Origin of the sequence: Xenorhabdus budapestensis, assembly GCF_017743015.1 — a bacterium.
In the GTDB taxonomy this organism is placed as follows: Bacteria; Pseudomonadota; Gammaproteobacteria; order Enterobacterales; family Enterobacteriaceae; genus Xenorhabdus; species Xenorhabdus budapestensis.
Genome location: NZ_CP072455.1, coordinates 3,724,364 through 3,747,500 on the forward strand (window position 1 = coordinate 3,724,364; position 23,137 = coordinate 3,747,500).

General features: G+C 44.8%; 19 protein-coding genes, 1 tRNA gene and 2 rRNA genes (1 of these 22 only partly in view). 2 read left to right on the plus strand and 20 right to left on the minus strand.

Annotated elements, in window-relative coordinates; all coding sequences use genetic code 11:
• Positions 1 to 72: 72 nt before the first annotated feature.
• The 15 genes from rpoS to cysJ all read right to left on the minus strand — a co-directional run bounded on the left by rpoS (position 73) and on the right by cysJ (position 16,290).
• On the minus strand, positions 73 to 1,068 hold the full coding sequence (rpoS, locus tag HGO23_RS16390; protein WP_209027268.1) for an RNA polymerase sigma factor RpoS: 996 nt from the start codon (positions 1,066 to 1,068) through the stop codon (positions 73 to 75).
• Between the two features lie 53 nt (positions 1,069 to 1,121).
• On the minus strand, positions 1,122 to 2,174 hold the full coding sequence (nlpD, locus tag HGO23_RS16395; protein ID WP_209027269.1) for a murein hydrolase activator NlpD: 1,053 nt from the start codon (positions 2,172 to 2,174) through the stop codon (positions 1,122 to 1,124).
• A gap of 153 nt (positions 2,175 to 2,327) precedes the next feature.
• The gene (locus HGO23_RS16400; RefSeq protein WP_099135874.1) at positions 2,328 to 2,954 is read right to left on the minus strand and encodes a protein-L-isoaspartate(D-aspartate) O-methyltransferase; all 627 of its coding nucleotides are present in this window, start codon (positions 2,952 to 2,954) and stop codon (positions 2,328 to 2,330) included.
• Entirely contained in the window at positions 2,948 to 3,712 is a 765-nt protein-coding gene (surE, locus tag HGO23_RS16405) for a 5'/3'-nucleotidase SurE (RefSeq protein WP_209027270.1), read from the minus strand. Before surE ends, HGO23_RS16400 begins: the two co-directional genes overlap by 7 nt.
• 513 nt (positions 3,713 to 4,225) lie before the next feature.
• A complete protein-coding gene (gene truD, locus HGO23_RS16410; protein ID WP_209027271.1) occupies positions 4,226 to 5,275 on the minus strand; it encodes a tRNA pseudouridine(13) synthase TruD in 1,050 nt (349 codons plus the stop codon).
• Between the two features lie 2 nt (positions 5,276 to 5,277).
• On the minus strand, positions 5,278 to 5,751 hold the full coding sequence (ispF, locus tag HGO23_RS16415) for a 2-C-methyl-D-erythritol 2,4-cyclodiphosphate synthase (protein ID WP_209027272.1): 474 nt from the start codon (positions 5,749 to 5,751) through the stop codon (positions 5,278 to 5,280).
• On the minus strand, positions 5,748 to 6,518 hold the full coding sequence (gene ispD / locus HGO23_RS16420) for a 2-C-methyl-D-erythritol 4-phosphate cytidylyltransferase (protein WP_209027273.1): 771 nt from the start codon (positions 6,516 to 6,518) through the stop codon (positions 5,748 to 5,750). The genes ispF and ispD overlap by 4 nt, the downstream gene beginning before the upstream one ends.
• Positions 6,519 to 6,601: 83 nt before the next feature.
• A complete protein-coding gene (ftsB, locus tag HGO23_RS16425; RefSeq protein ID WP_209027274.1) occupies positions 6,602 to 6,937 on the minus strand; it encodes a cell division protein FtsB in 336 nt (111 codons plus the stop codon).
• Positions 6,938 to 7,127: 190 nt separating this feature from the next.
• Entirely contained in the window at positions 7,128 to 7,763 is a 636-nt protein-coding gene (gene cysC, locus HGO23_RS16430; protein ID WP_209027275.1) for an adenylyl-sulfate kinase, read from the minus strand.
• Positions 7,764 to 9,206, minus strand: a complete 1,443-nt coding sequence (gene cysN / locus HGO23_RS16435; protein ID WP_209027276.1) for a sulfate adenylyltransferase subunit CysN — start codon at positions 9,204 to 9,206, stop codon at positions 7,764 to 7,766.
• A 32-nt stretch (positions 9,207 to 9,238) separates the two neighbouring features.
• Entirely contained in the window at positions 9,239 to 10,147 is a 909-nt protein-coding gene (cysD, locus tag HGO23_RS16440; protein ID WP_099135882.1) for a sulfate adenylyltransferase subunit CysD, read from the minus strand.
• 10 nt (positions 10,148 to 10,157) lie between these two features.
• Positions 10,158 to 11,636: a siroheme synthase CysG gene (gene cysG, locus HGO23_RS16445; RefSeq protein WP_209027277.1), complete on the minus strand. Its 1,479-nt coding sequence runs from the start codon at positions 11,634 to 11,636 to the stop codon at positions 10,158 to 10,160.
• Between the two features lie 332 nt (positions 11,637 to 11,968).
• Positions 11,969 to 12,703: a phosphoadenylyl-sulfate reductase gene (locus HGO23_RS16450; protein ID WP_099135884.1), complete on the minus strand. Its 735-nt coding sequence runs from the start codon at positions 12,701 to 12,703 to the stop codon at positions 11,969 to 11,971.
• Positions 12,700 to 14,430: an assimilatory sulfite reductase (NADPH) hemoprotein subunit gene (cysI, locus tag HGO23_RS16455; RefSeq protein WP_209027278.1), complete on the minus strand. Its 1,731-nt coding sequence runs from the start codon at positions 14,428 to 14,430 to the stop codon at positions 12,700 to 12,702. The genes HGO23_RS16450 and cysI overlap by 4 nt, the downstream gene beginning before the upstream one ends.
• A gap of 51 nt (positions 14,431 to 14,481) precedes the next feature.
• Positions 14,482 to 16,290, minus strand: coding sequence for an NADPH-dependent assimilatory sulfite reductase flavoprotein subunit (gene cysJ, locus HGO23_RS16460; protein ID WP_209027279.1), 1,809 nt, complete (start codon positions 16,288 to 16,290; stop codon positions 14,482 to 14,484).
• A gap of 268 nt (positions 16,291 to 16,558) precedes the next feature.
• Here cysJ and queD point away from each other — a divergent pair, with 268 nt between their 5' ends.
• Positions 16,559 to 16,921, plus strand: coding sequence for a 6-carboxytetrahydropterin synthase QueD (gene queD / locus HGO23_RS16465; RefSeq protein WP_099135886.1), 363 nt, complete (start codon positions 16,559 to 16,561; stop codon positions 16,919 to 16,921).
• Positions 16,922 to 16,975: 54 nt separating this feature from the next.
• On the opposite strand, the gene queE is transcribed toward queD, so the two are convergent.
• Entirely contained in the window at positions 16,976 to 17,647 is a 672-nt protein-coding gene (queE, locus tag HGO23_RS16470; RefSeq protein WP_209027280.1) for a 7-carboxy-7-deazaguanine synthase QueE, read from the minus strand.
• Positions 17,648 to 17,832: 185 nt separating this feature from the next.
• Here queE and HGO23_RS16475 point away from each other — a divergent pair, with 185 nt between their 5' ends.
• Positions 17,833 to 19,218 carry an amino acid permease gene (locus HGO23_RS16475; RefSeq protein WP_099135888.1) on the plus strand — a complete coding sequence of 462 codons (1,386 nt, stop codon included), beginning with the start codon at positions 17,833 to 17,835 and terminating at the stop codon, positions 19,216 to 19,218.
• An 86-nt stretch (positions 19,219 to 19,304) separates the two neighbouring features.
• On the opposite strand, the gene HGO23_RS16480 is transcribed toward HGO23_RS16475, so the two are convergent.
• The 4 genes from HGO23_RS16480 to HGO23_RS16495 all read right to left on the minus strand — a co-directional run.
• Positions 19,305 to 20,138, minus strand: a complete 834-nt coding sequence (locus HGO23_RS16480; protein WP_244589903.1) for an endonuclease/exonuclease/phosphatase family protein — start codon at positions 20,136 to 20,138, stop codon at positions 19,305 to 19,307.
• A 137-nt stretch (positions 20,139 to 20,275) separates the two neighbouring features.
• Positions 20,276 to 20,352, minus strand: a tRNA-Asp gene (locus HGO23_RS16485).
• Between the two features lie 55 nt (positions 20,353 to 20,407).
• A 5S ribosomal RNA gene (gene rrf / locus HGO23_RS16490) occupies positions 20,408 to 20,523 on the minus strand.
• A 132-nt stretch (positions 20,524 to 20,655) separates the two neighbouring features.
• Positions 20,656 to 23,137, minus strand: a 23S ribosomal RNA gene (locus HGO23_RS16495) (it continues 427 nt past the right edge of the window).

The window sequence follows — 23,137 nt, forward strand, 5'->3', positions numbered from 1 at the left end:
TATTCAATTATCTCTTTATCTTTCAAATTACGGCTTTTTCAGCCATATCTTGAATTCTATTAGGCATAAAAATTAAGTCCGGAATAATGATTCAATGTTCAAACCCTGGGTGTGCAGAATGTCTCTGAGACGACGCAACCCTTCCACTTGGATCTGACGGACTCTTTCCCTGGTTAACCCAATTTCTCGCCCGACATCTTCCAATGTTTCCGCTTCGTACCCAAGTAAACCAAAACGGCGAGCCAGAACTTCACGTTGTTTTGCGTTCAGCTCAAACAACCATTTGACAATACTTTGTTTCATATCGTCATCCTGAATAGTTGTTTCCGGCCCTGAATCATTCTCATCAGATAAAATATCCAATAATGCTTTATCTGAATCCCCACTAATTGGCGTATCAACGGAAGTAATGCGTTCATTAAGCCGCATCATACGGCTTACATCATCAACTGGCTTATCCAGTTTTTCCGCTATTTCTTCAACACTTGGCTCATGATCCAATTTATGAGCCAGCTCTCTCGCTGTACGTAAATAAACATTTAGCTCTTTAACGATATGAATAGGCAAACGAATCGTACGAGTTTGATTCATAATAGCCCGTTCAATTGTCTGGCGGATCCACCAGGTTGCATAAGTGGAAAAACGAAAACCCCTTTCAGGATCGAATTTTTCTACTGCTCGAATAAGACCAAGATTACCTTCTTCAATCAAATCCAAAAGTGCCAACCCTCGGTTGCTATATCTACGGGAAATCTTAACTACCAACCGCAAATTACTTTCAATCATACGCTGGCGTGCAGCAATATCTCCCCGCAATGCGCGTCTGGCGAAAAGAACTTCTTCCTCTGCTGTCAACAAAGGAGAAAAACCAATCTCTCCGAGATAAAGCTGTGTTGCATCAAGAACTCTCTGGTTTACTCCTTGCAACAAATCCAAATCTTCATCAAGACTAGTTAAATCATCCTCGTCTTTCAGCAACGCTTCATCAAAGTCATCGGCTTCCATGCCACTTTCGTCTAAATCCGCCTCTTCATACAACTCATTAACTTTAAGCGTACCTTGGCTCATCAGCTGCTCCTACCCATGATAATGCGGACAGGAGTTCAGGATCCTGCCCCGGTTTATCGCTGCGGAAGATAACGCAGCGGGTTTACGGATTTTTCCCTGTATCTAATCTCAAAATGCAATCTTACTGAACTGGTTCCGGTGCTACCCATAGTGGCGATTTTTTGCCCTGCCTGTACTTCCTGCTGATCTCGCGCCAGAATAGTATCATTGTGAGCATAGGCACTCAGGTAGTCATCATCATGTTTTATTATTATTAGATTTCCATATCCGCGTAATGCATTTCCGGCGTAAACAACTTTTCCACTAGCGGCTGCAAAAACGGGTTGACCACGACTCCCCGCAATGTCAATGCCTTTATTCCCACCACTAGGATCTGAGAAACCTTCAAGAATTTTTCCTTCCGCAGGCCATCTCCAATTATTGATAGCCTTACTCGCATTTAAATCTGTCGCTGACGATGCTTTAGAGGTGGTATCGTCGCTATCAGAAACTGTTACTCTTGGCAACATTTTTCTAGGATTCTGCCTATCAACATTTGCAGGATACGCATTACCTTTTTGAAAATCAACCTGCTCAATTTTAGATTGAGTACTATTTGATGCTATTAATACACCATTCTTGGAGTTTGTGTTACCAATTCTCAGGACTTGGCCAACATTTAAGCTATAAGGTTCTGAAATACTATTTATGTGAGACAGTTCACTAAAATCCTTACCAGTAATCCACGCAATGTAAAATAAAGTGTCGCCATGTTTAACTGTGTAAGTATCGCCGTTATAGCTGCCTTTAGGAATGTTCTCATAATTGCGGTCATAGACGATCCCCTCTTGCCGAGCAGCCGTATTGCCAGCATGATTCACTGGATATTTATTATCTGAAGCACGATGTTCTATTGGTCGATTTGTAGAAATGACAGGGGGAGAAGATGGCATAGGTATCGAAACCGATGGGCTCCGGGAGGACATTATTCTGTTTTTTTCCTGATTGTCTACACTCACTATTGGTGCAGGGCGGTTCGTTGTATTACTACAACCTGTCAGAATTACTCCTACAATAATGCAGGTTATTATCCACTGTATTTTTTTCATTAAGTTTCCTACTTTCATACCTTATTCCCCCATAAAGGCAAATATAAGTGATAAGCATGATGATTTATAAAGAAATTTAGATGTACAAAAATATTTAAAGCAAAATACTTTTTTATCTCAAAAAATGACGGCTAATTTAAAAATAGCGGCAAAAAAATATAAATCAGCAGATTATGCCAGTTCGCCTTGGATCAGGGGTACAAAACGAACAGATTCGATTACTTCACTATGAAAATCGTTCCCATAGCGACGTACCACTTTTAGCGACTGAGAACGTTCACCAACTGGTAACACCATCACTCCGCCATCTGCCAGCTGATGTAATAGTGCCTGTGGTATTTCTGGAGGTGCTGCTGTGACGATAATGGCATGAAATGGCCCCTTTGACGGCCAACCATTCCAACCATCTCCATGGCGGGTTGAAATATTATGTAAATCGAGCTGTTTTAACCTGCGCTTAGCCTGCCACTGTAACCCCTTAATACGTTCTACGGAGAAAACATGTCTGGCTAAATGGGCAAGTATAGCTGTCTGATAGCCAGACCCCGTTCCAATCTCCAACACATTAGATTCAGGGGTCAAATTCAGTAGCTCAGTCATACGAGCAACAATATACGGCTGGGATATAGTCTGCCCAGATCCAATGGGCAATGCTGTGTTTTCATATGCCTTATGAGCCAAAGCTTCATCAACAAAGCATTCCCTGGGAACTCTGGATATCACATCCAGCAGGTGTTCGTTCTGTATTCCCTGCTGGCGCAATTGTGTCAGCAAATTTTTCATTGACCGACTTAACATTCTCCCATATCCCCGACTTTCAACAACCAATCAGCTACCAATTCCTGTGCTTTATAGGCTGTCAAATCTACCTGCAAAGGAGTAATGGAGACAAACCCTTCTTCTACCGCAGCAAAATCTGTTTCCGGGCCAGCATCACGCTTTTCTCCCGGAGGACCTATCCAATAAAGCATATCGCCCTTGGGATCTTCCAGAGAATAAACTTCTTCAGCCGCACTTCGGCAACCACATCGTGTTACCTTAAACCCTTTGATTTGCTCAATAGGTATATCAGGCACATTGATGTTTAGAATATTGTCGGCTCTCAATGGGAATTTTTGTAACAGATTCAATAAACGTACAGTGACTTCTGCTGCTGTTTCATAATATTTGTCACCATCAAGTGATACTGCAAGGGCGGGTAACCCTAAATGACGTCCTTCCATTGCAGCAGCAACTGTGCCGGAATAAATTACATCATCACCTAAATTGGGACCACAGTTGATCCCTGAAACCACAATATCCGGGCGAGGGCGAACTAAATTATTGACCCCCAAGTAAACACAGTCTGTCGGTGTTCCTTCCCGAACTGCAACATCACCGTTACTCAATACGCTGATACGCAAAGGACGATCCAACGTTAAAGCATTCGACGCACCGCTACGGTTACGATCAGGTGCAATAACCTGCACATGATATTGTTCCCGCAATTTAGCCGCTAAAGTTTGAATACCCGGCGCAGTGACACCATCATCATTACTTAGCAATATCCGCAGCATTAAAATATCTCATTGATTTTACTTATTAAAACATAGAATGATACTGTAACTTTCCCTATCCATTGTCCTATTTTTATGGTGTAACTTACGCCCGGACAAGATCAGGATTGCCAGAAAATCGTTTGATCTTAGCATGAGGCAACCCGTTTTGTAGAGCGCTTTGCATTCAGCCTGTCTAAATAAGAAAATACTTACCATACAAGTCAGTATGTACTTACTTTTATTCAAACACCTGTCTCTGTATGGCGATGCAATACAATATTAAATTCCTCTTCTTTCTGAGGAATGATAAAAGAGTGAGTGATGACAGCAAATTGTTCGTCTGTTACAGAAAATTGATATGCCCCCTGACTGAAATGGTTAAATTATCTATAGATATAATAAACAAAGAATCCTTAGAAAAAATAAAAGAAAGTGTATTTAAATTCACTAGTTGGAAAGGAAATAAAATTCCAGTCATATCGCTAACCATATGACTGAAAATAAGTGAAGGGAATCAGAAATAAAAAATCACTACTCAGCAATATCAGCAGTGTTATTTTTATCCTGATTAATCAATTCTCTGACAACACTGGTGGCAAAGCTACCTGATGGCAAAGAAAAATGAAGAGTGACGGTTTGGTCATCCTGCCATTCCCAACGCAGATTAAGTGGTTTCACCAACATCGCTCTGCGAGCACTTTCTACACGCTCACGTTTAACTAATGCCCAAAGTAATTCGTAATCCTGCAAACATTGTTGCTCGAACCCCAGAGCCTGATGTTGTGTCCCTAATACTTTGTCACCCGGTAATGGAGCGGTGATCTGCAATTCTCCATCCATCACCCGCTGCTGTAATACGACCAGTTCAGATTCGTCAGCCACAAACCAACTACCACGCCCTGTTAACTGTAATGCGTCACCATTTTGTACCTGCTGATGCTCACCCTGCGCAATACGTATGCTGGTAATGGTATTAAACATAGCACTGCGGCAAGCAGAAAGGTAAAAGCTACGGCGATTGCGTTCTTTAACCTGTATTTCATTTTCTGCCCAACGTTGTGCCTGAACCAAATTCTGCCCATCACGCCCGAAACGCTGTTCGCCAAAATAATTAGGAACACCTGTCTGAGCTACCAGCTGCAAGCGCTTTTCCACTGATTGCCGATCAGAAACTTCTCTTAAAATCAGTGTAAAGTCATTACCTTTCAATGCACCAATGCGCAGTTTGCGTTTCTGGCGAGCGGTAGCCAGTATTTCACACCCTTCAAGCTGGAATGCAGTTAGATCTGGATCTTGTTTTCCCGGCAGATGTAAACAAAACCACTGTTCAGTCACTGCATTACGATCTTTTAAACCCGCATAGCTGACAGAGCGCGCTGATATTTTGGCAAAACGAGCAAGATGATCGGCAACAAACTGAGTGTTACATCCTGTCTTACGGATATGTACCATTAAATGTTCGCCTTCTCCATCAGGAAAAAAGCCTAAATCCTCACGAACAATAAAATCTTCCGGTGCTGCTTTAACAACGCCGGTTGCTTCCGGGCGACCATAAAGCCAATGTAATTCACTCAATACCATACTTATTCCTTCACCAGCAAAGCCACTGCTTCACAGGCAATACCTTCTTTACGCCCAATAAATCCCAGTTTTTCAGTGGTTGTCGCTTTAACGTTAATGTCATCCATATGACACTCAAGATCTTCTGCCAGATTAACCCGCATCTGGGGAATATGGGGCAACATTTTAGGTGCCTGCGCGATAATTGTGATATCAAGATTACCAATCCGATAACCTTTTTCACGGATACGCCGATAAGCTTCTTTCAGCAATTCACGGCTATCTGCACCTTTAAAGGCCGGATCAGTATCTGGAAACAATTTCCCGATATCTCCTAAAGCCGCAGCCCCCAACAGAGCATCAGTTGCAGCATGTAAGGCAACATCACCATCTGAGTGTGCAATCAATCCCTGCTCATAAGGAATACGGACGCCGCCAATGATCAATGGCCCTTCTCCGCCAAATTTATGTACATCAAAACCGTGACCAATTCTCATACAATATGTTCCTTTGATTTTCGGGATAGATAAAACTCAGCCAATGCCAGATCTTCAGGTTGGGTCACTTTAATATTGTCCGCTCTTCCTTTGATCAGTACTGGACGATGGCCGCAATATTCCAATGCTGAAGATTCGTCCGTAATGCGAGCTTGCTCTGAAAGCGCTTTAATCAAACAATCACGTAATAGCTGTAAAGGAAATAACTGCGGAGTCAACGCATGCCAAAGGCCATTACGATCAACGGTATGATCAACAAACAATGGGTTTACCGCAGATATTTTTTCCACCGGTGAAACCAGCATACGTTTCATTGTGTCCCTGACGGGAGCTGCCAGTAATCCACCACAAAACGATCCACTACTAACGGCAAGAGAGCATGAGTTTTTATCAACCAATTGCAGTAAGTTATCAAGGTCATCCCGGTGTAAACAAGGACGAGCTGCATCATGGACTAAAACCCAAACTGAACGTTCCGGTGAAAATCCTGACAAGTAATTCAGTCCCGCCAGCACAGAATCAGCACGTTCATCACCACCAATAACGGTAGTGATACGCGGATCAGAGGCAATAGCCAATTGGTTAAATTGCGTGTCAGCAGGATTCAGCACAATAACAATTTGCTGTATACGGGGCTGTTCAAATAATGCAGACAGCGTGTGTTCAATAATGGTTTTTCCCACAACATTAAGATATTGTTTCGGGCACTCTGATTTCATCCGGCTGCCAATACCAGCAGCCGGGATCAAGGCAACTATTTCAGTCATAAGATTTAGTCATAAAATTCAGTCATAAAAATATCGTGGGATAATGAAGAGCGGATGATTTATTTACGTTATTGTTCACTATCTTACCCCTGGGTATTTTGTCCCAAAGTATTGCTGCTCACAGAGTGTTGTGAATTTTGTTTCGTTGTATCCGGCACCATGCGATAAAAAGATTCGCCCGGCTTAATCATACCTAATTCATTGCGGGCACGTTCTTCAATTGCTTGCTGACCGCTTTTCAGATCTTTAATTTCAGCAAATAACTGGTCATTGCGTGACTTAAGGAAAAGGTTGTCTTTCTCTTGTTTTTCAACCTCATCTTTAATTCGCACATAATCGTGGATACCATTTTTGCCGAACCACAGCGAATACTGTAACCAGCCAAGTAAAACCAGTAATAGTAGCGTTAGTTTACCCATTTCCGCCCCCAGAAAAACCCGCTAATCATCCCATAACTCAAGGAATGACGCCACTATCACAAACTGCTTCTGAAACGTGATCATTAAGACATAATGAAAAGTATTAAATGAAATGAGTGTAGAAACACATTACCTCGCCTGCAATAATGTGTTTCTATCTACTCAGAGGATGGGAAATTTAAACAGGATATTAAATAGTCATAATATAGCGTTCATTGAGTGCAATAAGCAATTTTTCCATTGATAATTCAATATGTTGAGAACCATCCAAATAAATATCAGGCTGCTCTGGTACTTCATAAGTCGCATCAATTCCAGTGAAATTCGGAATTTCACCGGCTCGCGCTTTTTTATATAAACCTTTCGGATCACGGGATTCACAAATCGCCAGAGGCGTATCTACAAATACTTCAATAAATTGACCAGACTCCATTGATTGGCGTATTTTTTGTCGCTCAACCCGGCTAGGAGAAATAAATGCCGTCAATACCACCAGCCCGGCATCAACCATTAATTTCGCAACTTCTCCCACACGCCGGATATTCTCCTGTCGATCAGCGTCAGAAAACCCCAAATCACGGCACAAACCGTGACGCACATTATCACCGTCCAACAAATAGGTTTTGATCCCCTGCGAGAATAAAGCTTGCTCCAACATTCCCGCCAGCGTGGATTTTCCTGAACCTGATAACCCGGTAAACCAGATAACCAAAGCAGGATGCCCATTAACGGCTTCCCGCTGTTTTCTGTTTACATCATGTGAATGCCAGACAATATTATCGGGAACAATATCGGAAAGGGTATCAGTATTTTCGACCTGAGCCACTTATTTTCCCCCCAATAAATCACGAGCTCCCCAGTGCGGGAAATGACGACGCACTAAGCGATTGAATTCCAGTTCAAACTCACTGTACTCTTTCGGCTCTTGATAAACATCGGTCTGAATTTCACGTACCAACCCAGCGCCAACAGTAACATTAGTCAAACGGTCAATCAGAATGATACCGCCGGTATCCGCATTTTGCTGGTAACTGTCGAGAAGCAATGGCTCATCAAATGAAAATTCCACCAGTCCAATGGCATTCAGTGGCAACTCAACCGCAACTTTCTGTGTCAGGTTATTGATATCTACCTGATATTGCACATTGTCAATTTTGGCCCGGCTCTTTTTACCTGCTACCTTGATATCCAGACTTTGCCCCTGAATCAGCGGCTTTTCTGACATCCAGACAACATCTACCAACGCATGATGAGCGACAATTATTTGATCTTCAACCGCAACCAAAAGGTCACCCCGGCTGATATCTATTTCATCTTTCAGCACGATGGTGATCGCTTCACCCGGCACGGCAAAAGGTAAATCACCGTCGAAAGTGACGATCCGCTCAACCGTTGAAATTCTGCCTGATGGCATTACTTTGACTTTCTGCCCCTGATGTAAAATTCCCGATGACAACGTACCGCTGTAACCGCGAAAATCCAGATCAGGACGATTGACATATTGCACCGGAAAACGCAGTGACTGCTTCGCAACATTTTTCTGCACATCAACCGTTTCAAGAATATCCAGTAACGTTTCTCCGGTATACCACGGCATATTTTCACTGCGACTGACAATATTGTCCCCTTCCAGCGCAGATATGGGGACAAAATAAATATGCAAATCGGCAGGCAATTGCTCAGTGAAATGTAAATAATCCTGTTTGATTTGAGCGAAAATCTCTTGTCTATATTCCATCAGATCCATTTTATTCACTGCCACCACCAGATGGCGAATACCTAGCAACGTACTAATAAAGCTATGACGGCGAGTCTGTTCCTGTACTCCCTTTCTCGCATCAATCAGTAAAATCGAAAGATCACAGGTTGACGCCCCTGTTGCCATATTACGGGTATATTGCTCATGCCCCGGTGTATCTGCGATGATAAACTTGCGTTTCTCAGTGGAAAAATAACGGTATGCCACATCGATGGTAATACCTTGTTCCCGTTCAGCCGCAAGACCATCTACCAAAAGCGCCAGATCTAACTTTTCCCCCTGTGTCCCTAGCCGTTTACTGTCATTTTGCAAAGTCGCAAGCTGATCTTCATAGATCTGGCGAGTATCGTGCAGCAGACGACCAATCAGGGTACTTTTGCCATCATCTACACTGCCACAAGTTAAAAAACGCAATAATCCCTTTTCCTGCTGTACTTTCAAATAGGATTCAACACCACCCTGCTGTTTGATTTGATTAGCGATGGATTCATTATGTGCAAGTGCTGGCATATTCTTCTCCCCTCAAAAAATAACGCTATGCCTTAAAAATAACCCTGGCGTTTTTTCAGCTCCATTGAACCAGATTGATCACTGTCAATAAGCCGACCTTGCCGCTCACTGGTTGTTGATATCAACATTTCTTCGATAATTTCCGGCAATGTTTCCGCTTCCGATTCCACAGCACCAGTCAAAGGCCAACATCCCAACGTTCTGAAGCGAACTTTGCGCTGACTGATAACTTCACCTGATTTCAAATCGATACGATCATCATCAACCATAATCAATATGCCATCGCGCTGAACAATCGGACGAGGTTTAGCAAAATAGAGAGGAACAATATCTATCTGTTCTAAATAGATGTATTGCCAGATATCCAATTCTGTCCAGTTAGATAACGGGAATACACGGATACTTTCACCTTTATTAATCTGGCCGTTATAGTTACGCCAAAGTTCCGGACGCTGATTTTTGGGATCCCAACGATGAGAGCGATCACGGAAAGAATAGATACGCTCTTTGGCGCGGGATTTCTCTTCGTCACGCCTTGCACCGCCAAATGCGGCGTCAAATCCATATTTGTCCAGAGCTTGCTTCAATCCTTCCGTTTTCATAATGTCCGTATGTTTTGCACTGCCGTGAATAAAAGGATTAATACCCAGCTCTTCACCTTGTGGATTACGATAGACCAGCAATTCGAAGCCATATTTTTCTGCTATCTGATCACGGAATTCATACATTTCCCGGAACTTCCAGCCTGTATCGACATGCAACAACGGAAAAGGCAATTTTCCTGGATAAAATGCCTTACGTGCGAGATGCAGCATCACCGAAGAGTCTTTACCAATGGAATAAAGCATTACCGGATTGGCAAATTCAGCAGCGACTTCGCGGATAATATGGATACTTTCAGCTTCAAGTTGCTGCAAATGGGTCAGTCTTTTTTCTTCCATTGATAATTCCTTATTCTAAGTCAACAGCAGCGGGGCGATTTACCGGAACAACAGATTGTTTTGGATCTAACGACTTTTTCTGATCAGCAGATCCCTGTTCAACTGATCGCTGCGCGAACCATGCTAACTGATGGTGAAGTTGAGCCACCTCTCCCACCACCAGCAATGCTGGAGATGGAGCATCCTGTGCCAATCGTTCCAGTTCAGACAGCGTTCCGGTTAACACTTGTTGTTCGGAGCGAGTCCCACAACCAATCACGGCAACGGGAGTGTTGGCATTCCGCCCGTGTGAAATCAATTTCTGGCTAATCAGAGCTGACTTTATGACTCCCATATAAATCGCCAGTGTTTGATTGCCTCGCGCCAATGCGGGCCAGTCCAGTTCATTACCATTTTCACGGCAATGCCCGGTAATAAAAGTGACGCTTTGAGAATGTTCCCTGTGTGTCAGGGGAATTCCCGCGTAGGCAGAAGCGCCGACAGCAGCAGTAATACCAGGCACAACCTGAAAAGGAATGTCTGCGGATGCGGCAACCTGTAATTCTTCTCCACCACGGCCAAAAATAAAGGGATCGCCTCCTTTCAGACGAACCACTTTTTTCCCCTGATGTGCCAATTTGACGATCAACGCATTGGTCTCTTCCTGCGCAACCGAATGGCACCCTGCTCTTTTACCTACACAGATTTTGTCGGCATCACGGCGGACTAATTCAAGTATTTCGGCGCTGACCAGATGATCATAAAGTACCACATCCGCTTGCTGGATCACTTGCAGCCCTTTTAAAGTCAGCAAACCCGGATCACCGGGGCCTGCTCCGACTAACACCAATTCTCCCTGCTTACTAGTTTGTTTCAGTTGTTCATCATGCAGTTGTTGATCCAACTGTTCTTCTGCCTGTTGTAACTGCCCATTGGCAACTAATGTGGCAAAACGTCCGTTAAATGCTTTTTCCCAGAAATAACGACGCTGGCGCACAGAAGTCAGGCTCTGTTTCACCCGGTTACGCCAACGCCCCGCAATTTCCGCCATTGTGCCGAGATGAAAGGGCAACAGAGATTCCAATTTTTCCCGCAGTAATCGTGTTAATACAGGTGATTTTCCAGCAGATGAGATAGCCACCATAACCGGAGAACGATCAATAATTGATGGAAAAATAGCAGAGCAAAGTGACTGATCATCTACCACATTAACCAAAATAGCGCGGCGATTAGCCTCTGCAAAAACATATTGGTTTAAACTATGGTCATCAGTCGCTGCAATCACCAAAAATACGCCATCAAGATAGTCCGTATGAAATGCTCCCTGCAACCACTCAAGTTCCCCTTTTTGATGACATTGTTGCAATTCAGGATGTAATTCGGGAGCTGCAATCGTTAACGCTGCCCCCGCACGCAATAGCAAGCCCGCCTTGCGAGAAGCGACTTCTCCGCCGCCTACCAGCAAAACAGCACGCGATTTCAGCTCAACAAATAAGGGTAAATAATCCACAATGACATGCCATCCAGTGTTCAGTGTTTAATTTCGTAATAATTATCTAAGAAATGAATATATGAAGCTGTGAGGAGGTTATGAAATGACAAAAAGTAATTATTAGTTCCTGAATCGTATAAGGTAAGATTTTTAGCGGGTTATAAAATTGCAACATGCGAAATATTCAGGAAAAATTACTGTTCTTCCTATTGTTCACTTCTTCTTTTTTAAAGGATTTATTTTGTGACAAATCGCACACATTAAGCGCAACACTGTTATCATTAAAGCAAGCTACGCCCTTTTGATAAGAAGCGCAGCCAAGATAAATCAGAAGTATTCGTAATATTGCCTTAACCTTCGTGCAACCCACACTCCCGTTTCAAACCAAAAAAGCGGGTTTGTTCTTCGCTCATACCCGGCTCCCATTTTTGTGTTGTATGGATATCCCCCACAGAGAGATAGCCTTCTTCCCACAGTGGATGGTATTCAAGTCCATGTTGAGTCAGGTATTGATGCACTTGGCGGTTATCCCAATCAATAATCGGCAGTATCTTGAAAACATCACGCTGAACCGCCAGCACCGGCAACTTAGTGCGGCTTTCCGATTGCTGGCGACGTAAACCTGCAAACCAGGTTTGTGCGTGTAATGATCTCAATGCGCGGTTCATTGGTTCTACTTTATTGATTTGGTTATAACGCTCAATGCCTTCTATTCCCTGTTCCCACAGTTTTCCATAACGTGCTTCCTGCCAGGCCGGGCTCTGTTCTGCACGAAATATTTTTAAGTTCAGTTTCAGTTTGTCAGTCAACTTATCAATAAACCGATAGGTTTCCGGGAACAGATAACCGGTATCAGTCAGGATAACAGGAATATCAGGGTATTCCTGTGTGACCAGATGTAGGCAGATTGCCGCCTGAATACCAAAACTGGAAGAAAGAACAAATTCGCCGGGCAAGTGTTTCAATGTCCAGATTACACGCTGACGAGCATCCAGCGATTCCAGTTGTTGGTTTATTTCAACAAGCGCTTCCGTGCGCTGCTCAGCATTCAAAACCAATAGCTCAGATAAACAGAGCTGGTTCATATCGCCTCCTGCCAATCGTAAAAATCGACGGCTGAATTCAATACTGGTTTGATAACGCCGGCTCGGATCAGAAAATCACCAAAAGCTTCATCCTCATTACGTTCTATTGCCCAGCGACTAATCAACTCGTCCAGTATCGTCAAAATCTCGGCTGAGGTGATGTTTTCCCGATACATACGGGGAATGCGGCTGCCATTGCGGTTTCCGCCAAGATGCAGGTTATAACGATCAAGCGCTTTACCCACCAGCCCTATTTCTGCCAGCATCGCTCTGCCGCATCCATTCGGGCAGCCTGTAACACGCAGGACGATATGTTCATGGCCGACTCCATGTTTTGCCATTAAAGTATCGACATGATCGACAAAAGTCGGCAAGAAACGTTCTGCTTCTGCCATCGCCAACGGGCATGTCGGAAATGAAACACACGCCATAGAATGGTGACGCAGAGAAGTCACATTGTTATCAATCAGGCCATGTGAGCGGGCTATTTCTTCAATGTGTGCTTTTTCACTTTCCGGTACGCCTGCCACAATTAAGTTTTGATTCGCAGTTAGACGAAAATCACCTTTGTGAATTTTGGCAATTTCTGCAATCCCGGTTTTTAACGGCTTGTCCGGGTAATCCAGTAAGCGGCCATTTTCAATAAACAAGGTTAAGTGCCATTGGTCATCAATGCCTTTTAACCAGCCAATTTGATCTCCCCGACCAATAAACTCATAAGGACGGATCGGTTCGAATTTCACTCCCGCACGTTTTTCAACTTCTTGTTTGAAAGTTTCAACACCGACACGCTCAAGGGTATATTTGGTTCTGGCATTTTTGCGATCGATTCGGTTGCCCCAATCACGCTGTGTTGTCACGATAGCTTCGGCAATCGCTAAGGTATGCTCTAGTGGAATATAACCAAATTCACTCGCCAAACGTGGGAATGTTTTCTTATCGCCGTGAGTCATGGCTAATCCACCACCCACCAGCACGTTAAAACCGATCAATTGATCACTCTCTGCAATAGCAACGAAGTTCATATCGTTGGCATGCAGATCAACATCATTTTGCGGCGGGATCACAAATGATGTTTTGAATTTGCGAGGCAAATAAGTTTTACCAAGGATCGGCTCTTCATCGGTTGTCACGATTTTTTCTTTATCCAGCCAGATTTCGGCGTAAGCGTTAGTACGTGGCAGAAGATGCTCCGATATTTTCTTCGCCCATTCATAAGCCTGCTGATGCAACGCAGACTGTACCGGATTTGAGGTACACAATACGTTACGGTTAACATCATTGGCCGTTGCCAGTGAATCCAGCCCCATTTGAGCCAGTAATTGATGCACTGGTTTGAGGTTGTTTTTTAAAATGCCATGAAATTGGAATGTTTGCCGATTAGTCAACCGGATACTGCCATACAGGGTGCTCTCTGTCGCAAACTGATCAATGCCCAACCATTGGCGGGGAGTGATAATACCTCCCGGTAAGCGACAACGCAGCATTATGGCATGGCGAGGTTCCAGTTTTTGTTCCGTACGTTCTGCCCTAATGTCACGATCATCCTGCTGATACATACCGTGGAAACGGATCAGGAGAAAGTTATCGCCTTCAAATCCGCCTGTCAGCCCATTTTTTAGATCTTCGCTGATCGTCCCGCGTAAATAGTTACTTTCTAACTTCATGCGTTCACTGTCAGCCTGTTTACCTTCAACAATCAAAGGACCTTGTTTTTCATTGCTCATTGTTTTCATTGCCCGTCGGTTTTCATTGCTTACGGTTTTTCATGGCCCACGCTAGTAAACATCCCTTTGATAACGGCGCTCAAGGCGAAGTTCACTCAAGAATTCATCGGCCTGTTCAGCATCCATACCACCTTGTTGTGAAATAATATCCAACAATGCCTGTTCTACATCTTTTGCCATACGATTGGCATCTCCACAGACGTATAAATGTGCCCCCTCTTGGATCCAACGCCAGATTTCTTCACCCTGCTCACGCAATTTGTCCTGTACGTACACCTTATGCTGTTGATCCCGCGACCATGCCAAATCAATGCGAGTCAATAACCCCTCTTTGACATAACGCTGGAATTCAACCTGATACAAGAAATCTTCTACAAAATGGGGATTACCAAAGAACAACCAGTTTTTACCTTCAGTGCCATGATGATCTCGTTGTTGCAAAAACGCCCTGAATGGTGCAATCCCTGTGCCGGGGCCAATCATGATGATTGGTGTTTGAGGATCAGCAGGTAAACGGAAATTATCGTTATGCTCGATAAAAACACGGATACTGTCATCTTCTTGCAATCGATCAGCCAGATAACCCGATGCTCCGCCAGTACGGGCACGTCCTTCTATGTCATAACGAACAACGCCAACCGTAATATGAACCTCATTTTCGACTTCATCTTGTGAGGAGGAGATGGAATAAAGCCGCGGGGTTAATGGACGCAATATATCGATAAATTGTTGGGCTTCAGGACGCAAGACTACTTGCCTGACCATATCCACAATGGGTGTTTTTTGTGCGTATTGCTGTAGTACCGGTTTATCAGTAACTAAAGCAAATAACCTTTCATCTTTCGTTAATGCAGCATATTTTTCGACAATAACTCCCGTGTTTTGAGTCAGTTCAATATGGCTGCTCAGAGCCTGGCGCAAAGTCAATGATTTCCCATACACATTGACGGGCTCACTGCCTTCCAGACAGAGTAACGCAAGCAGCTCATCCACCAGTGCAGGATCGTTCTCAAACCAAACACCCAGTGCGTCACCAGGCTGATAATGCAAACCTGAATCCCCCAGATCAATTTCAATGTGGCGGACATCTTTATCAGAGCCACGACCTGTGATTTTTTGATTAACCAGCAGAGAGGCGGTTAGCGGTGTTTCTTTGGTATAAGGACTGGTAATAACTTCACTAATAACCCCCATTTGAGTGGTGGCTATAACTGTATCAGTCGAGGCAGGCACGCGCTGTTTTAAGATATCCGTTATTTGTTGACGCCATTGGGCTGCCACGCCCTGATATTCCACATCAGCATCAACACGTTCTAATAACCGCTGCGCGCCTAATTCACTCAGGCGACGATCAAAGTCTTTACCCGCCTGACAAAAGTATTCATAAGAGGTATCCCCCAAGCCAAATACAGCATAAACCGTCTCGTTCATCGGAGCTGCTTTTTTGGAGTGCAGATATTTATAGAGTGCTACGGCTTCTTCGGCTGGCTCACCTTCACCCTGTGTCGAAGCAATAATAATCAATACCCGTTCTTTTGCGAGCTGTTTGAATTTATAATCACCAGCATTAACTAAATTCACATTCAGCTTTTGTGCCAATAAGGCATCTCTGAGTTGTTCCGCCAAACGACGGGCATTACCCGTCTGAGAAGCAGAAATCAGTGTTACCGTTTCCTGTTCGGAAACAGTTGGCGCTGGTGCCACAGCGTTGGCTTGTGGCTGGGAGTTTAACATTCCCCAAAAATAGCCTGATAACCAAGCCAATTGATGCGGAGAAAAATCACTGACCGCAGATTGCAGACGTGACAACTGTTCAGGAGAAACAGGTAATAATGCAGTTGAAGGTGGTTTTGCGGTCATTATCTTATCCAGTGCCCTTTGCGATAGCCAATATCCACGATTTATAAGCATCATGATAAACATGGACTAATTATAAGGTTATCCCACAACTGACATTGGAATTAAAGAAAGGTTTGCAATATCTAATAACTAAATTACCTAACTTTATTTACAGATTTAATATATCGATAAAGTTGTTAAACGCTGGATTTTATTTCTACAGAAAAATCACGTTAAGCCCGAAAGTTCAGGTAGAATAGCCGGCCTTTTGAAATCAGGAAAAAGTATTATGAGCACTACCATCTTTAAAGATTTTCAATTTGAAGCGGCGCATCGCCTGCCACATGTTCCTGAAGGGCATAAATGTGGCCGCCTACATGGGCACTCATTTATGGTACGTCTGGAAATTACCGGTCAGGTTGATCCCCATAGTGGATGGCTCATGGACTTTGCCGATGTAAAAGCTGCTTTCAAACCAATTTGGGAACGGCTCGATCACAACTACCTCAATGAGATCCCTGGTCTGGAAAATCCAACCAGCGAAGTTCTGGCCAAGTGGATCTGGAGAGAGTTAAAACCCACTTTGCCACAACTCAGTACCGTCATGGTAAAAGAAACCTGTAGCGCAGGTTGTATCTATCGTGGAGAGTAAAACATTCAGCACCAGGTGTTGGTGCTGAATGCATATATGAAAATTCAATTCACATCAGGCGATATTTAAGTATTTGTGTGTCTGCATGGAAAAACGCCAGTTACGGGCAATGCAGGTTTCAATACATAAACGAGTTGCTTCTTCTTTCTGGCTGATAGGCTGTAAAGCAATAATCGGCGCATTACCTTCATTAAGCATGTCTAGTAGTTCGTCCAATACTTCAATATCGCGCTCCCGACCGACAGGATGTTTAATTTCGTTTGCCCGTTTCATAGCGTCTGGCAAAACTTTGTATCCACCACGCATTTTCACTTTTGGTGAAACTGTTACCCAAGTTTTATCAGAACAATAGATTGCATGCGTGCCACTGGTCTCTATCTGACACTGATAACCCTCTCTTTCCAGCGTTTCAGTCAAGGAACGTAAATCGTACAAGCACGGCTCTCCACCAGTAATAACAACATGACGTGCTGTGTATCCCTGGCGAATGAATAAATTAATAATTTGCCGTGGTGTTGCCACTCCCCATATATCGCTATCCTGCGATTTCACCAAGATGTTTTCCATCGGCTGCTGCTTATCAGCCTCTTTTTCCCAAGTATGCTTGGTATCACACCAACTGCACCCTACTGGACATCCTTGTAATCGAATGAAAACAGAAGGAACACCGGTAAATACCCCTTCCCCCTGCAAAGTCTGGAACATTTCATTTATTGGGTAGATCATAAAAAAACTCTGGTTTTAATAAACTACCCGTTATTATTACAGATATCTATCCCGCGAACATCCATCTTTATGGTATGGTACGAGGTTGCTTTTACTGGCATCTGACGCCAGACACAGCATTGTATGCCTGAAATAGCGTATGCCTGAAAAGACTCTCTGGCATGAAAGATAGATGAGATTAACGAATGCAAAACAATGAAAATCAGCTTAAACAGGGCCTAAGTGTGAGGCATATCCGCTTCATGGCTTTAGGCTCTGCAATAGGCACAGGGCTATTTTATGGCTCAGCAGCTGCAATTCAGCAAGCAGGCCCTGCTGTATTGCTGGCCTATTTAATCGGCGGTGCTGCCGTATTTATGGTGATGAGAGCACTTGGAGAAATGACCGTTCACCATCCTGTTTCCGGTTCCTTTTCACAGTATGCCAGCCATTATCTGGGGCCATTAGCCGGTTTCCTGACTGGCTGGATCTATGTTCTTGAGATGCTGTTTGTTTGCCTCGCTGATATCACTGCATTCGGCATGTATATGAAACTTTGGTTCCCACATGTCGATCAATGGATTTGGGTTCTGGGTATCGTATGTTTTATTGGTGCGCTAAATCTATGCCATGTGAAGATTTTTGGTGAAATGGAGTTTTGGCTTTCTATTGTTAAAGTGACTGCCATTATTGCCATGATCATTGGTGGTCTGGTAATTATGATCTATGGTTTTGGTCAAACGACTGAACATACTACAGGTATCGCCAATTTATGGGAACATGGTGGCTTTATGCCAAATGGCGTTAGTGGTGTAATTGCCTCATTTGCCATTGTGATGTTTGCTTTTGGGGGAATAGAAGTTATTGGTATTACTGCCAGTGAAGCTAAAGATCCGGTAAAAACAATACCTAAAGCTATTAATGCTGTCCCATTTCGTATTTTGATCTTTTATGTCCTGACCTTATGTATTCTGATGTGCATCTATCCGTGGAATCAGATCGGTCAGAACGGAAGCCCATTCGTACAGATTTTTTCTAATTTAGGAATTAGCTCAGCCGCAAATATTCTGAATGTTGTTGTGATTACTGCGGCTATTTCAGCTATCAACAGCGATATTTTTGGTGCCGGACGAATGATGTATGGCATGGCTCAAGAAGGACAGGCACCGGAGTCATTCAAAAAACTAACCAGTAATGGTGTTCCGTGGATGACCGTTCTGGTCATGATTACTGTTCTGCTACTCGGTGTGCTGCTCAATTATCTGCTTCCTGACGATATTTTTATCCTTATTGCGTCAGTTGCAACATTCGCAACAGTCTGGGTATGGCTGATGATTTTACTTTCTCATGTGGCCATGCGTCGTAAAATGAGTGTAGAAGAGGTCAAGACCTTAAAATTCCCAGTACCAATGTGGCCAATAGCTCCTGCAATTACGATTGTTTTCATGAGTGCAGTCATCTTATTACTCGGCTTTTTCGATCAAACAAGGGACGCCTTATATGTAGGAGCAGGTTGGGTGATTGTTTTAACCCTCGCGTATTTTTTCGGTGTGAAGAAAAAATTAGCCGTGCCCCATCTTTCTAACCAATAGATCTTACCTTCAAAAGCGCCGGTATTCTTCCGGCGTTTTTTTCTCTTCCTCTGTTTTTGACTCTCTGCGTCGATTATCTATGTACTCTATAACGAAAACCTGACTATAAGTGGATTGTGATCAGAAGCGACTGTCGTTAAAACTGTTGCACTCAGAACGTTTAACTCACGGTAAAAAACAAAATCTAAGGGTTTACCGAATACAATCGTTCGGTGATCATCATTAAAATAGACTTCTTTTAGCCCCATACGTTGAGCAAAACGCTCCAGCACTTTAAACCGACGACGACTCCATGCATTAAAATCGCCAGCAAATATCACCGGGCCATCATGCATACTGATATAGATACCAATGTTATTCAACTGCCGGCTGTAAACATCAATACCAAAGCTGAAATTAATGGCATGTACATTAACCACCATTAATTGTCGACTATCAGATAAAGGATAAATTGTGATAAGTGATGATTTTGAGAGCCTGATTATCGGTTCTTTTTCTCGTAATGGGCAACAATAGATAGGCGAAGCTGACGCTAATGTCATCACACCTGATGGATGCTGGGGGATAGCAAATGCAGGTACTTGATCTGCAACCAGACCACTAGCTGCGACAAATTTCAGTAAATCGGGAGTTGTTTGTGCTTCTTGCAGTAAGATAAGGTCACTCTTCTCAGTTAAAGAGGCTAAGACATTTTGCCATAACGGATGTTGTTGTTTATGGATATTCCAAATGGCAACAGAAAATCCGCTATTATCGGCAAGAAGGGGTTCTCCATGTGGTAGTGAGGTTTCTCCAATTAACTGTTTCGAAGCAGGGAAAACCCACTCTACGGGTTGTCCGGCAACATATCTCACAGCATAGTTTTTTTGCGTGTGATTTATTTTCGCACGGATTTTTCTTACGTAACTATTTCGTATCAAGTGGCCCCCAACCTACCTCAATGCTATCTCCTCCATTAATATGACATCTCAATAACTGATTGCAACTTCTGTCACAAGAAATTCAACAAATAGCAAAAAACCCCTGAGATTTCTCTCAGGGGTTCATGCAAATACGGTGGCGGTGCGGACGGGACTCGAACCCGCGACCCCCGGCGTGACAGGCCGGTATTCTAACCAACTGAACTACCGCACCACCGAATTTCTTTCTTATGCTGCTTTTGCTGTACCAGCAACATTTATAAATGAATGTCTGGCAGTGCCCTACTCTCACATGGGGAGACCCCACACTACCATCGGCGCTACGGCGTTTCACTGCTGAGTTCGGCATGGGGTCAGGTGGGACCACCGCGCTGTTGCCGCCAGACAAATCCTGTATTCAATCCCGAACAAGCTGCTTGTTATTTTCGTCCGTCACCGCTTCCGCGTCTATCGAAAATATACCTGAAACCCTGTCTTTCTCTCGTCTCTCAAACCCACAAAACCCCTTCGGTGTTGTCAGGTTAAGCCGCACGGGGCATTAGTACTGGTCAGCTCAACGTCTCGCAACGCTTACACACCCAGCCTATCCACGTCCTCGTCTCGGACGGCCCTTCAGGACTCTCCAGGAGTCAGGGAAGACTCATCTCAAGGCAAGTTTCCCGCTTAGATGCTTTCAGCGGTTATCTCTGCCGCACTTAGCTACCGGGCAGTGCCATTGGCATGACAACCCGTACACCAGTGGTGCGTCCACTCCGGTCCTCTCGTACTAGGAGCAGCCCCTTTCAATCTTCCAGCGCCCACGGCAGATAGGGACCGAACTGTCTCACGACGTTCTAAACCCAGCTCGCGTACCACTTTAAATGGCGAACAGCCATACCCTTGGGACCTACTTCAGCCCCAGGATGTGATGAGCCGACATCGAGGTGCCAAACACCGCCGTCGATATGAACTCTTGGGCGGTATCAGCCTGTTATCCCCGGAGTACCTTTTATCCGTTGAGCGATGGCCCTTCCATGCAGAACCACCGGATCACTAAGACCTACTTTCGTACCTGCTCGCGCCGTCACGCTCGCAGTCAAGCCAGCTTATGCCTTTGCACTAACCTCACGATGTCCGACCGTGATTAGCTGACCTTCGTGCTCCTCCGTTACGCTTTGGGAGGAGACCGCCCCAGTCAAACTACCCGCCAGACACTGTCCGCAACCCGGATAACGGGCCTACGTTAGAACATCAAACATTCAAGGGTGGTATTTCAAGGATGGCTCCGTGCAGACTGGCGTCCGCACTTCACAGCCTCCCACCTATCCTACACATCAAGGCTCAAGGTTCAGTGTCAAGCTATAGTAAAGGTTCACGGGGTCTTTCCGTCTTGCCGCGGGTACACTGCATCTTCACAGCGAGTTCAATTTCACTGAGTCTCGGGTGGAGACAGCCTGGCCATCATTACGCCATTCGTGCAGGTCGGAACTTACCCGACAAGGAATTTCGCTACCTTAGGACCGTTATAGTTACGGCCGCCGTTTACTGGGGCTTCGATCAAGAGCTTCTCCCTGAGGATGACCCCATCAATTAACCTTCCAGCACCGGGCAGGCGTCACACCGTATACGTCCACTTTCGTGTTTGCACAGTGCTGTGTTTTTATTAAACAGTTGCAGCCAGCTGGTATCTGCGGCTGGCCTCGGCTCCAAGAGCATGTCTTTTCACCTGGCGCCAGCGTGCCTTCTCCCGAAGTTACGGCACCATTTTGCCTAGTTCCTTCACCCGAGTTCTCTCAAGCGCCTGAGTATTCTCTACCTGACCACCTGTGTCGGTTTGGGGTACGATTCCGTGTTACCTGGTGCTTAGAGGCTTTTCCTGGAAGCAGGGCATCTGTCACTTCAGCACCGTAGTGCCTCGTCATCACGCCTCAGTGTTGCGGATAACCGGATTTGCCGGGTTATCCCACCTACCCGCTTAAACCGGGACGACCGTCGCCCGGATGACATAGCCTTCTCCGTCCCCCCTTCGCAGTAACACCGAGTACAGGAATATTAACCTGTTTCCCATCGACTACGCTTTTCAGCCTCGCCTTAGGGGTCGACTCACCCTGCCCCGATTAACGTTGGACAGGAACCCTTGGTCTTCCGGCGAGCGGGTTTTTCACCCGCTTTATCGTTACTTATGTCAGCATTCGCACTTCTGATACCTCCAGCAGACCTCACGGCCCACCTTCGACGGCTTACAGAACGCTCCCCTACCCAGCAACACCGCAGTGTCGCTGCCGCAGCTTCGGTGCATGGTTTAGCCCCGTTACATCTTCCGCGCAGGCCGACTCGACCAGTGAGCTATTACGCTTTCTTTAAATGATGGCTGCTTCTAAGCCAACATCCTGGCTGTCTGAGCCTTCCCACTTCGTTTCCCACTTAACCATGACTTGGGGACCTTAGCTGGCGGTCTGGGTTGTTTCCCTCTTCACGACGGACGTTAGCACCCGCCGTGTGTCTCCCGTGATAACATTCTCCGGTATTCGCAGTTTGCATCGGGTTGGTAAGTCGGGATGACCCCCTAGCCGAAACAGTGCTCTACCCCCGGAGATGACTTCACGAGGCGCTACCTAAATAGCTTTCGGGGAGAACCAGCTATCTCCCGGTTTGATTGGCCTTTCACCCCCAGCCACAAGTCATCCGCTAATTTTTCAACATTAGTCGGTTCGGTCCTCCAGTTAGTGTTACCCAACCTTCAACCTGCCCATGGCTAGCTCACCGGGTTTCGGGTCTATACCCTGCAACTTAACGCCCAGTTAAGACTCGGTTTCCCTCCGGCTCCCCTATACGGTTAACCTTGCTACAGAATATAAGTCGCTGACCCATTATACAAAAGGTACGCAGTCACCCTGATAAATCAGGGCTCCCACTGCTTGTACGTACACGGTTTCAGGTTCTCTTTCACTCCCCTCGCCGGGGTTCTTTTCGCCTTTCCCTCACGGTACTGGTTCACTATCGGTCAGTCAGGAGTATTT